Origin of the sequence: Tepidamorphus sp. 3E244, assembly GCF_046159835.1 — a bacterium.
In the GTDB taxonomy this organism is placed as follows: domain Bacteria; phylum Pseudomonadota; class Alphaproteobacteria; order Rhizobiales; family Tepidamorphaceae; genus JACKJK01.
This window is the reverse complement of the sequence record NZ_JBJXCY010000001.1, coordinates 843,588-856,386: the sequence shown is the minus strand read 5'-3', so window position 1 is coordinate 856,386 and position 12,799 is coordinate 843,588. Positions and strand designations below refer to the sequence as shown.

At 65.3% G+C, this 12,799-nt stretch carries 12 protein-coding genes; 4 read left to right on the top strand and 8 right to left on the bottom strand.

What is annotated here, in order from left to right:
* Window positions 1-18: 18 nt before the first annotated feature.
* Both ACKTEK_RS04070 and ACKTEK_RS04065 read right to left on the bottom strand, forming a co-directional pair.
* Window positions 19-534, bottom strand: a complete 516-nt coding sequence (locus ACKTEK_RS04070) for a YeeE/YedE thiosulfate transporter family protein (RefSeq protein ID WP_409163964.1) — start codon at window positions 532-534, stop codon at window positions 19-21.
* 335 nt (window positions 535-869) lie between these two features.
* Window positions 870-1,382 carry a CreA family protein gene (locus tag ACKTEK_RS04065; RefSeq protein WP_409163963.1) on the bottom strand — a complete coding sequence of 171 codons (513 nt, stop codon included), beginning with the start codon at window positions 1,380-1,382 and terminating at the stop codon, window positions 870-872.
* Window positions 1,383-1,694: 312 nt separating this feature from the next.
* On the opposite strand from ACKTEK_RS04065, the gene ACKTEK_RS04060 reads away from it, so the two are divergent.
* Window positions 1,695-2,759 carry a DUF2865 domain-containing protein gene (locus ACKTEK_RS04060; RefSeq protein WP_409163962.1) on the top strand — a complete coding sequence of 355 codons (1,065 nt, stop codon included), beginning with the start codon at window positions 1,695-1,697 and terminating at the stop codon, window positions 2,757-2,759.
* Here the strand turns inward: ACKTEK_RS04060 and gltX are convergent.
* From gltX to ACKTEK_RS04040, 4 genes are all read right to left on the bottom strand, one after another.
* The gene (gene gltX / locus ACKTEK_RS04055) at window positions 2,710-4,068 is read right to left on the bottom strand and encodes a glutamate--tRNA ligase (protein ID WP_409163961.1); all 1,359 of its coding nucleotides are present in this window, start codon (window positions 4,066-4,068) and stop codon (window positions 2,710-2,712) included. The two genes, ACKTEK_RS04060 and gltX, sit on opposite strands and share 50 nt — an antisense overlap.
* A 75-nt stretch (window positions 4,069-4,143) precedes the next feature.
* Window positions 4,144-4,932, bottom strand: a complete 789-nt coding sequence (locus tag ACKTEK_RS04050) for a GNAT family N-acetyltransferase (RefSeq protein ID WP_409163960.1) — start codon at window positions 4,930-4,932, stop codon at window positions 4,144-4,146.
* 82 nt (window positions 4,933-5,014) lie between these two features.
* The gene (locus ACKTEK_RS04045) at window positions 5,015-5,476 is read right to left on the bottom strand and encodes a DUF302 domain-containing protein (protein ID WP_409163959.1); all 462 of its coding nucleotides are present in this window, start codon (window positions 5,474-5,476) and stop codon (window positions 5,015-5,017) included.
* A gap of 29 nt (window positions 5,477-5,505) precedes the next feature.
* Window positions 5,506-6,327, bottom strand: a complete 822-nt coding sequence (locus ACKTEK_RS04040; protein WP_409163958.1) for a hypothetical protein — start codon at window positions 6,325-6,327, stop codon at window positions 5,506-5,508.
* A 233-nt stretch (window positions 6,328-6,560) separates the two neighbouring features.
* Between ACKTEK_RS04040 and ACKTEK_RS04035 the strand changes: the two genes are divergently transcribed.
* On the top strand, window positions 6,561-7,970 hold the full coding sequence (locus ACKTEK_RS04035; RefSeq protein ID WP_409163957.1) for a sodium:solute symporter family transporter: 1,410 nt from the start codon (window positions 6,561-6,563) through the stop codon (window positions 7,968-7,970).
* A 4-nt stretch (window positions 7,971-7,974) separates the two neighbouring features.
* Here ACKTEK_RS04035 and ACKTEK_RS04030 read toward each other — a convergent pair whose 3' ends face one another.
* Window positions 7,975-9,324, bottom strand: coding sequence for a hypothetical protein (locus ACKTEK_RS04030; protein ID WP_409163956.1), 1,350 nt, complete (start codon window positions 9,322-9,324; stop codon window positions 7,975-7,977).
* Between the two features lie 157 nt (window positions 9,325-9,481).
* Here ACKTEK_RS04030 and ACKTEK_RS04025 point away from each other — a divergent pair, with 157 nt between their 5' ends.
* Window positions 9,482-9,856 (top strand): cupin domain-containing protein, encoded by a 375-nt coding sequence (locus ACKTEK_RS04025; RefSeq protein WP_409163955.1) that lies wholly within the window; start codon window positions 9,482-9,484, stop codon window positions 9,854-9,856.
* Between the two features lie 13 nt (window positions 9,857-9,869).
* Here the strand turns inward: ACKTEK_RS04025 and ACKTEK_RS04020 are convergent, their stop codons facing one another.
* Window positions 9,870-11,105 (bottom strand): MFS transporter, encoded by a 1,236-nt coding sequence (locus tag ACKTEK_RS04020; RefSeq protein WP_409163954.1) that lies wholly within the window; start codon window positions 11,103-11,105, stop codon window positions 9,870-9,872.
* Between the two features lie 165 nt (window positions 11,106-11,270).
* On the opposite strand from ACKTEK_RS04020, the gene ACKTEK_RS04015 reads away from it, so the two are divergent.
* A complete protein-coding gene (locus tag ACKTEK_RS04015) occupies window positions 11,271-12,665 on the top strand; it encodes an HD domain-containing phosphohydrolase (RefSeq protein WP_409163953.1) in 1,395 nt (464 codons plus the stop codon).
* Window positions 12,666-12,799 lie beyond the last annotated feature (134 nt).

Here is a 12,799-nt window from a genome sequence, read left to right as displayed (position 1 = left end):
CCCGTGCGTGGGTTCAGGTCAGTTGCGCTTGAAGGCAAGCGCGGTGAGCGCGCCACCGGCGAACATGGCGGCGACCGCCACAGTCGAGCCGACGGCAAGCTGCGCCATGCCGGACACACCGTGGCCGGAGGTGCACCCGCCCGCGATACGCGCGCCCATCAGCAGCACGAAGCCGCCGACGAAGCCCATGACGATGCGACCGCCGAGCGAACGGATGCCGGTCAGCTCGGTCCAGGCGCGGGCAAAGGACGGGCGCGTGACGCCGGCCATGCGCGCGGAAACAAACGCGCCCAGCGCCATGCCGATCACCAGCGCCGACTGCCAGTAGTACTTGTCGGAGGTCATGTGCTTGGCGAAGTAGTCGATCTGGCTGGCTGCCGGATCGAACACGGACGCGAGCCAGGCAGCGGCCGTGACGAAGGAGGAGGACGCACCGAGCGCGGTATCGACCAGCACGAAGGCCGGTATCTGCAACAGCCCGATAACGATGCCGGCCGCGTAGGGCGACCAGGTTGAATCTGTCATGCGGATCATGGCTGAGCTCCTTTCAGGAAACGTGAACCTGAGCCCAAAGATACATTACTATATTCGAATATGAATATATGTATCATTCCCGATGGCTGCGACAGCCACCGGATTTAACCTTAACCACCGGCTACGATTGCAAATAAAGTCGGGAGACGGCATAAAGATCGGGACTTCGGCGCTGCCCTGTTCCCCGCGAAATTCCGCGGTCCCGGGGCGCCCCGACGGCGACCTAACCAACCAATCGCTTCGGCGGCGGCTCCATCACCGGAACCGCCGCCATTTCTTTATCCGGCGCAACACCTGTTAATGGAAGCGCGTCGAGCCGAGCGATCGATTTCGCCTTAATCGTCGAAGAATTCCGAACATTTCGGCGGCATCTGGTCGCCCCAGGGCATGATTGGCACCGTTGAGGTCGAATTTTGCGGGCTGCCCTCGATCAGCTTGTCGGTGTAGGCGAGATAGACCAGCACGTTGCGCTTGGTGTCGCAGCCGCGCACGATTCGCATCTTCTTGAAGAAGATCGAACGGCGCTTGCGGAACATCTCGTCGCCCTGGTCCATCTTCTCCTTGAAGACCACCGGCCCGACCTGGCGACAGGCGATGGACGCGTTGGACAATTCCTCCGCAACGCCGAACATGCCGGACAGGCCGCCCTTCTCGGGAACCGTGAAGTGGCAGGCGACGCCCTCGATCAGCGGGTCGTCCAGCCCGTAGGTCGCAAGCTTGTGATCCGGGGTCAGCAGCTTGAACACGGTCGATTTCTTGAAAATGAGGTCAGGTTCCTGCGCGTTCGCACCGCCTGTCAGGCAGGCGAGAGCAAGAACGCTCACGAGGATGGTGGCAAGGCGGTTCATGGAGCAACTCCGGCAAGAGGATGGCTGGTAATGTAAATGGCAGCAACATACGTGCTATTCAAGGCTCGGCGAGCGTGTTCAGCAAGGGTTCAGACACATGGTGGCCATGATGCGCGCGTAATCCCGCACGGGCTCGCCGGGCAGTTGAACCGGCCACGGAATGTTCATAAACCATACCTAGGCTTTCGCGATATTCGGCACCTTGCGACAAGCCCCCGCGTCGCCACCTCGGCGACGCAACTGGAGAAAGCGGCAATCTTGTTTCTTGCGCCACGCATAATCCATGCGACGGCTGGCACTGTCCGGGCCGCGATGGCCCGTGCCGCCTTGCGTGCTGCCGGTATCGTCGCGACGTGCGCGGCATTGGTCGTCTTCGTGATCCAGCCCGCCCTGGCGCAGTCCAGCGAAGTCTGCCGCCAGCTAGAGAGCGAGCTTGCGCGCATGCAAGGCACGCAACCGAGCCGCAGCAATGTCAGCGCAGCCCAGCTTGAGCGCGCCCGCCGCGCCGCGCGGCAGGCCGAATCGCGCGCCTCGCGCGCCGGGTGCTTCGAGCGCGGGTTCCTGATCTTCCAGCCGCAAAAGCCGCGCGCATGCCGCCAGCTTGAAGCGGAATACCGCAGCGCCAACGACGCCTATCGCAACCTCGCCGCGCAGGCAGGCAACGGTCGTGGACGGCCGACCGCCAGCCGCGGCCAGCGGGATCGCGTGATCCGCGCTCTGGCCGCGAATGGCTGCGGTGCTCAATATGCGCGCTACGCCAATTCCAACCGTCGCAACGTGTTTTCGTTCTTCCTCGGCCCGCAGTCCTACGTGGACGAGCCGATGGCTCCGCGCGGCGGCGGATACCGGACGCTGTGCGTACGCAAGTGCGACGGCTACTATTTCCCGATCAGCTTCTCGACGATCCCGAGCTATTTTGACAATGACGAGCAGACCTGCCGCCGGCTGTGCCCGGGGGCGGAAGTCGGCCTGTTCGTGTATCGCAATCCGGGCGAGACACCGGAAAATGCCCGCACCCCGCAGGGTGTTGCGCTCACCGAGATGGAAAACGCCTTCCGCTACCGCAACGAGGTGGTGGACGATTGCAGCTGCCGGACGGAAGAAGTTGCAGGCGCAACGGGCGAAGCGTCCCGCGCCCGGATGACGTTCTCACCGGGCCTCGTGTCGGAAGACAAGCAAATCACCGAATTCGATACGCCGCCCATGCCGCGCCAGAAGCCGAGCCGCTACGCGGTCAGCGACATCGAGAACCCTTCGGTTCCCGTCGGCATCGAGAGCACGCCGCAGCTTTCCAGCGCGGAGAACGCGGTCCAGTCCAGCGCGACCGCTAACAGGCGCGTTCGCGTAGTCGGGCCGCAGTACTACTACTCCCGATAAGCGGCAGCAGGGCCGCCATTTCCGGCCCGCTCGCCCGGCCCGTCAGCGCCACGCGCAGCGGCAGGAACAGCCCCCTGCCCTTGCGCCCCGTCTGCACCTTCAGGTCCTGAGTCCAGGCCTTCCACGTCTCGCCGTCCCACGGCTCCGGCGGCAGCGCGTCGGCGGCCTGCGCAAGGTAGGCGCGATCGTCCTCGGACAGCTCCAGCCCCTCATCCAGGGGCGGCGTGCCGTCAGCGACGATCTGCTGCCAGGTGGCGATATCCTCAAAGCGCGACAGGTTCGAGGAAACGGCTGCCCAAAGGGCTTCGTCCGTGTCAATGCCCGCCGCCTGCAAGCGCGGGGCAATGTCGTCGAACGTCATCTCGTGCAGCAGGCGCGCGTTCAGGCCATCGAGTTCAGCCGGGTCGAACCGCGCGGGGCTACGGGAGATGACCGAGAGGTCGAACGATCCCGCCAGCGCGGCAAGGTCGCGCACCGGCTCCACCGGCAGTGACGTGCCGATCAGCAGTGCGAGTGCCGCAACCGCCTGCGGCTCGAAGCCCGCTTCCCGCAAGCCTTCGATGGAGAGTGATCCAAGTCGCTTCGACAGGGCGTTGCCGTCGGCATCCACCAACAGGTTGTGGTGGGCGAAGGTCGGCGGCTCCGCGCCCAGCGCGCGGAAAATCTCGTACTGGATGCCGGTATTGGCGACGTGGTCCTCGCCGCGAATGACGTGGGTCACGCCAAGGTCGATGTCATCGACAATGCTGGTCAGCGTGTAGAGGTACGACCCGTCGGCGCGGATCAGCACGGGATCGGACATGGCGGCGGTGTCGATCATCTGCTCGCCGCGCACGCCGTCTTCCCAGCGCACCTGCGCGCGCTCCAGCAGGAAACGCCAGTGCGGCTTGCGCCCTTCGGCCTCCAGTGCGGCGCGTTCGTCGTCGCCAAGGTCCAGCGCTGCGCGGTCATAGAGCGGCGGCAGGCGGCGCGCGCGCTGGCGCTTGCGCTTCTTTTCCAGTTCATCCGCCGTCTCGTAAGCCGGGTAGAGCTTGCCCTCGGCCTTCAGGCGTTCGGCTGCGGCGTCGTACATCTCCAGCCGGTCCGACTGGCGCACTTCCATGTCCGGCTCGATGCCGAGCCATTCGAGGTCGGCACGGATGGCCTCGACATATTCCTCGCGCGAGCGTTCGGTATCCGTGTCGTCGAAGCGCAGGATGAAGCGCCCGCCCGTCGCCTTGGCGTAAAGCCAGTTGAGAAGCGCGGTTCGGGCATTGCCGATATGGATCTTGCCGGTGGGCGACGGTGCGAAGCGGACGGTGGTGGACATGCGGCTCCCTTTCGCCGCCCGCTATACATGGCGGGCCTGACAGATGGAAACCGCCAATTGCGAAACGCGCCCTGCCTAGCGCGTGAAGCGCTCTCCGCCGCGCGTGGCCATGCCGGACATGCAGGACGCATCGAGCGCCAGCCCGCAGCGCTCCACCATGCGGCGCGAGACGGTGTTGGAGGCGTTGACGAATTCCTGGACCTTTTCCGCGCCGAGTTCCGTGACGCATCGGCGGACGATCTCCGCGTTGACGGTGATGCCCAGCCGCTTGCCGCGCTGCGCATCATCCACGGCGACCAACCCCGCCCATGCTGTGCGGTGGTTGCCGCTTGCGGAATTGTAGGGGAAGTGGCCACAGGCGGTTGCGACAATCGTGCCGTCGGCATCGCGCACGGCGAGACTGACAGACTCCTCGCTCAGCCCTGCGATGATCCGGCCTGAAAACGGGCGCACGCCGTTGCGGTCCATGCAGGCCTGCATCTCCTGCACCACGTCGCTGGTGAGGTCATCGCCGGACACGACCGTATAGTCCTCGGGCAGGGTTCGCATCGTCTCGTCTGCCGTACGCGACAGGATTGACGATGCCGTTCCCGTGAAAACGTTCCACCAGTCGATGCGATAGCCACGCTCCGACAGTGTCTGCTCCACGGCAGGGATCTGTTCGACCGGGATCACGCGAAAGGTGATGACACCGTCCTTTTCGAGCCGGTCGAAAATGGTGTCCCAACCCAATGCCTCGACATCGTCGACGCCGAGCATCCGGCCGCCGTTCACCGCGCCTGGCACCGTGCGATACCAGTCGGCCAGTTCATCGACGCGCTGCTGCAGCAATTGTTGGTGCGGCGTTCCGAAATACCAGCTCATGCCCTGCCCTTTCGCAGATCGCATGATAGCGGCAGAAGCCTCAGCCGGGAATTCGCAACTCCGTGCCGATCGCGCTGCGCGATCACTCGACGCCGGCAGACGCAATCCTGTCGAGCACCTTGGTCATCATGGTCAGCTGCTCGCTGGCGGCATCGCTCACGCCGTGCCGCCTGCCGAGTTCCATCGGGTCCAGGTAGCCGATCATGGTTCGGTCCTCACGGTTCCAGACCAGGATCTTCACCGGCAGGTCCAGCCCGGCGAGCGGGTTGGCGTCCATGATCGGGGTGCCGACCTTCGGCGCGCCGAAGATCAGCAGCACCGACTCACCGATTTCCATGCCGGCCTTGCGGGCATTTTCGCCGTGGTCGATCTTCGCCATGAGCGTGGGGGGCGCGACCTCGATTGCCGCCTCGATCTTCTCGACGGCCTTGGCGACGCTCAGCGAGCTTTCCTTGACGATGTAGCCGCTTGACTGTGCCGATGCCGGCTGGCCGGCGGCCAACGGGGCAACCAGAAGCACTGCGATTGCCAGGACAAAACGCATGAGAAACCCTCCCTTGAGATGCAAGAAGACTATTCGACCTTGGTCGCCAGCTTCAGGTCGCGAAGTTCAGCCGGCGTGAAGAAGTAGAGGCTTTCCTTCGGCGTGCGCATGGCGTGGGTCCACACCATGGGGTCGACGCCGAAATTGACCATGAGGTCCTGGACTTCGGCGGCAATGCGCTGCGCCTCGCCGACGCCGTCATCGAGATTGCCGAACAGTCCGCCGTCCACGTAGACGCGGTGCACGCCGATCCAGCCATCCTTGTTGGCCGTGCGCTTGACGCCGGCTGCAAACAGGATCGGGCAGGAGGACGCGCAGTAGCCGTCGGCCTCCACGCGCGTGGAGATGCCCTCTTCGCGGATGCGCCGCGCCAGCGCGACCGCCTCCGGCACCACGCCGCCGGGCGAGTGCAGCTTGAGCTCCAGCGAGCCGGGCTTCACGTCCTCAGGCAGTTGCGCCAGCGCCCTGTCGAATGCGTCGGTCGTGCCGAGTGTGATCGTGCCCTCGCCAACGAGGCGTTCGCCATCGCGGGTGAAGGTCATGGGGGCTGCTTCGGAGATTGTCGGACCCTGTTCGCCGGGCGCCGCCGTGCGGCCGGGCGCGACCGGGCGACCACGCTCCAGATAGGGGCGCACCTGGTCGCCCTGCTCGGGCGGACGGGTGACGACGGGGCCGGTGCGGCGCGAGATCTCGTTCGCCTGCCGGTCGAGCCCCAGCGTTTCGTAGATGTCGAGGCCAAGCAGGCTGACGGTCGCCACCAGGACGAAGACCAGCATGGACATGGCAAACCAGTCGCGCTGCGGCGCGGGGCGCGGTTCCTCGTCCAAGACCTGTGCGCTCGAACGCGCCATGCTGGTACATCTCCCGTTGTTCGCCGCATCGTCCGGCGGCCTACCTGTGCCAGATTGGTTCGCATGCGCGGCGAAACAATGGCACCTGCTCCCATTGCAAGTTTCGTGCACGCAAACTTGATTGGCACGTGTGGTGTGCGTCGGATTTCGATGCCTGACCTTCGCGGACGTGTCGCTGGCCGGATTCGGCTTGGCTTGCGTCCGCCTGCCCTGCCAACCGGGACCACGTATCCATGACCGACACGATGCAGGCCTACCTGCTGCTGGGCCTCACCGCCGCAATCATCGCCGCGAGCTTCGCGATTGCCGGGCGCACGCGCGCCGCCGACGGGTTCTTCGAGGGCACCGACTCGCAAGGGCGCGCGCCGGGCCTGTGGCCGCTGGTGCTGAGCCAGGTGACAACTTGGATCTTCGCCCGCTCCCTGCTGAACGCCGCGATCCTCGGTTTCTACTACGGCATCGCCGGGGTGCTGGCCTACACCGCCTACTACGCGAGCTTCCTCACCGGCTGGGTGATCGTCGACCGCATTCGCTTCCGGGCCGGCTCGGCATCGATACAGGACTTCCTGCGCGAGCGGTTCGGGCGCACGGGCGAAGCCTGCTTCAACTTCGTCATTGCCCTGCGGCTGCTGTCGGAGGTCTTCGCCAACCTGCTCGTCGTCGGCGCCATCTTTGCGGGACTGTTTCCGGCCATTCCGGGCGCGGAGAACTACGCGATCGTCGGCCTTGCACTGGTCGGCCTCGCCTATTCCATGATGGGCGGCCTGCGCGCCTCGGTGCGCACCGACGTGCTGCAGATGATCGTCTTCCTCATCGTCTTTGCCGTCGCGCTGGTGGCGCTCTTCATGCACGAGAGCTTCTCGGCGGGCGCGGTCCTGACGGCAGGCGGCGTGGCCGGGCCGGTGCCGGGGTGGGTCCTGCTCGTCGTTGCCGGACTTCAGGTCTTCTCGTATCCGGCCCATGACCCGGTGATGACCGACCGCGGCTTCCTCGCCGACCGTGCGACGACGCGCGCCAGCTTCCTGCACGCGTTCTGGATTTCGGCGCTGTGCATCTTCGGGTTCGGGCTGTTCGGCATCCAGGCCGGACTTCTGGCGGCAGATGGCGACAGCATGCAGGCGGTGTGGGGGCGGATGTTTCACCCGGCCATCCTGCTCTGCCTCAACGCGGCGCTCGTCGTCTCTGCCCTGTCGACCCTCGACAGCGCGCTATCCTCTGCGGCACGGCTGACCGTTCGCGACATGAAGATTGCACCGCAGACCGTCACCAACGGGCGCATCGCCATGGCGCTGTTCATGCTAGGCGGCGTTGGGGTTCTGCTGGCGGACGTGAAGGACCTGTACGCGGCAGTTGCCGTGTCCGGTACCGCTTCGATGTTCCTTGCACCGGTCGTGTTCTTCTCGGTGCTTGGCGGGCGGCGCGACATTCCGGTGTGGTCGTACCTGACCGCGTTCTTCCCCGCCATCGGCGGGGCCGCGATGTATTTCTACGTGGAAGCGAAGGCGGCATGGGCCGTGGCGCTGTTCGGCGGCGTGCACAAGTACACCGCGCTTCTTGCCATCTGCATCGCCGTGCTCGTCATCGGCAATGCCGCCTTCGCCATCGGTATGACGACCGCGCGGCGCCGCGCGGTCGCGCCCTGACGGATCAGGCGTTGTCGCCGCGGCCTGTCTTGGAGGTCAGCGGCGTGATGTTCACCGGATCGCTCGCCGTCTTCGGCGCTGGCGGCGGGTTCACCGAGTCGTCGTCGCGTGACACCGGCAATGGCCGGTCGTCGTCGCGCGCCGTGCGGCGCGTGTAAGCCGGTGTCGCATCTTCCTCCACCTGGTCACGCATCCGCTCGTAGAGCTTCAGCGCCACCATCATGTCGGACGCCGTCATCCGGTTTTCCGGGATTTCCGGGTCCTCGGTGTTGCGGATGGAGAGCTGCACGATGGACAGGATCACCACCAGCACGGCGGGCATCAGGTCGATGGAGATGGCCCCTGCCCAACTCGGCAGGAAGTCGGTCGCGTAGCGCAGGACCGCCTCGGGCTTGGACAGCGGCACGAAACGCTCCGGCTCGGCCTTGGGACGGGCGAGAATTTCGTCCGCCGCGCGGGCCAGCGCGCGGGCTTCTTCCGAAATGGCGTTGGCGACATTGCCGACAACGAGGTCCTGGCGGGTGCGCAGGTCTTCCGTCCCGCCATCGGCGGCGGGCGCGATGAAGGCGCGCTCAAGGCCATCGGCGGCGCGGCGCACGGCGGGCGCGATGGACGTCTGCTGCATGGAGGCGATGACACCCGACAGCGCGACGGCCTCATCGGCAAAGGCATCGCCGCGCGGCGCGACCGGGCCGTGACCCGACACGAGGCGGCGCATGGCGGAGAGATGCTTCTCGCCCTGGCTGTAGAGCGTGGCGACTTCCTCGCGGTCGCCGGACACCTGCTGCGCCAGCGCGGTCAGCTGCGCCGACATCTGCCCCAGAAGCTGGACGACCGTACCGGAACCGGATGTGCCGGTCAGCGCGCCGGAATTGCGCTCCTGGTCGGCAAGGCGGGCAAACCGGTCGGAGGCAAGCTGGATGTCGGGCAGGATGGACTGTGCGGCAAGCGCGTTGTTGTGGGCCTGGTCGAGACTGCGGGAATAGGATTCGGTTGCTTCGGCCAGATGCTGCTCCAGCGCGGCGGAACCGGCGAGCGCGGCGGCGTTCAGCCACGAGGACATGGCGATGATCATCACCGCACCGAGCGCCATCGCGCCGTAGAGCTTGATGCGGATATGGCCTTCACGGACATGCGGCAGGAAGCGGATCAGGTAGGACCAGAACGCGTAGATGGCCACCGAGACGGCTGCGGAATAGATGATCGCACCGAGGAAGGTGAGCGTCGCGGTGCCGTCGAGCAGGTCGCGGACGCCGAGATAGGTATAGACGCCGGATGCGAGCGCGAGCACGGCGAGCGTTGCGCGCGTCGTCCACGACAGTTCGTCGATCCCGTGGCGAAGTGACTGAGCCATTTGGCGAAAAGCCTTTCATGCGAGTCGCGCGGCGCGGCCACGCAAGGTTTGAGCCAATGTGTTGCGGACAATCGTGGCGGCAATGGGAAAAGCTGCGATTGCCAGCGGTGTTGCGCGGTTCTAGGCTTTGCAAAACCTGCCAGAGAAGAGCCAAGCCATGCCGGACGTCAGCTATATCCGTATCTGCAACGACAGGTCCGGGCGGACCTGCTTTGACGATACTGCAACCGAAGTGGTCGAAACACGCTATGCGCCCCCGGCGGAACCGCTCTTTACCTCCGAGGCGCAAGGTGCGGCAAAGACACTGTTCCTGCAATTACCTATCGGCTGGATTGGTGAATGGCACCCGACGCCCGTTCGACAGTGGCTCATCATCCTGTCGGGAACTTGTACTTTCGAAGTCGAGAGCGGCGAGATCCGTGACGTCGGTGCGGGCGATGCAATCCTGCTCGATGACCTCAGCGGCAAGGGCCACCGCACGGTGGTGACGGGCGATGCTCCGGTGAACATCGCCGCGGTGCACCTTACCTGAGAGATATCGCCTGTCAGGTGACCGGTGCCGGCTCGCTCGTGTCGCGCGCGAGCAGCATGCGCGCCACGGGGACGAGCAGCACGCTTGCGCAGAACATGTAGGTGGCCATGCCGAACAGCTGGCTGTCGAAGGACACGCCCGCGTCGATCAGCAAGCCGAGCACGAAAGGGGCTGCCGCCGTCGATAGCACCATCGCGGAGATCGCCATGGCGCGGATAGCACCGAGATGCAGCACGCCGTAGATCTCGGGCCACAGCGAGCCGGAGACGGTCGACATCATGCCCGCCGTCATGCCGAACGTTGCCATGGTCAGCGGCACGACCATCGGGTCACCGGTCGAACCGAGCAGCGCCGCGCCGATGCCCTGCGGCACCAGAACGAAGGGCAGCACGTGGCGGGCCGACCAGCGGTCGACGAGGAATCCCGTGACAAGCGAAGTCCCGACCTGCGAAGCCGCGTAGACCGGAAAGAAGCTGGCAAACCACGCAAGCTCCCAGCCCTTCTCCTCGGTCAGGTGCACCTGGTGAAAGAACACGCCTGTGCCGATGAAGGACGGCGCGAGAAAGGCCGGCAGCAGGAAGAAGAACACCGGGTCGCGCAACACCTCGCCGCGCGTCCACTGACGCTGGACGGGCGCTTCCGCCTCACCTGACGCCGTGCTTCGTGCCGTGGGCGTGCGGTCGGCGCGCAGCAGCCACCACAGCACCGGAGCGGAGACGAAGACCAGCACGCAGGCCGCGATCAGCCAGACCTCGCGCCAGCCCAGAACGGTGAGCAGAAGCACGACCGTGACCGGAAAGGTCGCCTCCGAGACCGGGAAGCCGAAGCCCGAGATGGCGATGGCGCGTCCGCGCGTTGCCACGAACCAGCGCCCCATCAGCGTCTGCGAGACGTGGGTCATCATCCCCTGCCCGAACAGGCGCAGGCCGTAGATCGCGAAGAACAGCGCGATGGGCACGGTCGCAAACGACATGGTCACGGCGGCGAGCGCCATCATGAGCGAGACGATGACACCGACAAGAGCTGCGTTGGGCAGGTCCGCGAGCCGCCCGACCCACACGATCGTCACTGCGCTCAAAAGGGTGGCGGCCCCGTACAGTGTGCCGAACCCGCCGTGGCTAAGGCCCAGTTCGCCGCGTATCTCGCCGGAGAACAGCGAGATGAAATAGGTCTGCCCGAAACCGGACATCAAGGTCAGCAGGAAGCCGGCGGCGAGCCAGCGGGCGTTGTCGGCGAGAAAACGAAACATCGCTGGCATCTAGGCCAGTTCGCCCGCGTTGAACAGACGGTCGGGAATCTTCCCAGCCGCCCGTTCACCATTGCTTAACGCCGAGCGATGAAGGCGGCGCACCCGGCAAGTCCTCCTTAAGGGAAATTGCGTAGCGTGACTTAACGTTTGCTTTCGAGTTTGACCATGACACAGAACCTGTCCTACCACGCGTCCATGTCCGAAGGGCGCACCATGAAGCTGTCGGAGCTGATTGCCGGCTTGAGCCATGCGCTGGAACTGACCGAGGACCAGCCGCACGGCTATCTGAAGCGGTGCTGCTGGATCGGCGTGAATATCGGCATGGCCGCGGGCCTGTCGCCGAAAGACCTCGAAAATCTCTACTACACGCTGCTGCTCAAGGATCTCGGCTGTTCCAGCACCTCTGCGCGCATCTGCGAGTTGTTCCTGACCGACGACATCTCCTTCAAGCAGGACTTCAAGTCGCTCGAAACCGGCATGGGTGCGGCCCTGCGCTTCATCGTCAGCAAGACGGGTGCGGGCGCAAGTTTCACAGAGCGGTTCCGGGCGCTGGTCAATCTCGCCAGCAAGGGCGACACGCTGATACGCGAAATGCTGGAAACGCGGTGTGACCGCGGGGCCGACATTGCCTGCCGGTTGCGGTTCGACGATGACGTGCAGAACGCGATCCGCGGCCTCGACGAGCACTGGAATGGCGGCGGCCAACCCGTTGGCCTGGAGAAGAACCAGATTCACCTCGGCGCGCGTATCGCGCTGCTCTCGCAGGTGATCGACATCTTCCACACCCAGCGCGGGCGCGAGGGAGCCATTGCCGAGGCGAAGGCACGTTCGGGAACGTGGTTTGACCCAAATCTTGTGTCGATCTTCCTGAAGCTCAGCGAGCGGGAAGACTTCTGGGCGCCGCTTTCGGACGCCGACATTGATGCGCACCTCGCCAGGCTCGACCCGGCCGTGTCCTCGATCGAGGCCGACGACGACTATCTTGACGACATTGCTGGTGGGTTTGCCGACGTGGTCGACGCCAAGAGCCCCTACACGGCCGGCCACAGCAATCGCGTCACCGACTATGCCGACATGATCGCCGCCCAGATGCGCTTCTCCAAGGATCATCGCCGCTGGCTGCGCCGCGCTGCCCTGCTGCATGACGTGGGCAAGCTCGCCGTCTCGAACCAGATTCTCGACAAGCCCGGCAAGCTGACCGACGAGGAATGGCTGGCGGTCCGCGCGCACCCGGCTCACAGTCGCGACATCCTCTCCCACATCACGATCTTTTCCGACCTCGCGCCGGTTGCCGGTGCCCACCACGAGCGGCTCGACGGCAAGGGCTACCCGGACGGGCGTCACGCCGACGAGATCACGCTCGAGATGCGCATCCTGACGGTTGCCGACGTCTTTGACGCGCTGACGGCACACCGGCCCTATCGCGCGGCCCTTCCCGTGGGCAAGGCGCTGGATATCCTCGAACGCGACAGCGGCACCGCCTTCGATGCGGACTGCGTGGCAGCGCTCAATCGCGGCCTGGCGGAGCTTGGCAATTCGGGCGTCACGCAAGCCGCCTGACGCACCGCGCCGTGGCGGCGTAAGCCCGTTCTTGCGCGCGTGCCTTTCCACTGAACCAATACGATGGTCGATGCGTTCAAGCTTCGCGCTGCGGGCTATGACGTGAACGTCACCGTTTTGCCGTTCGTGAAATC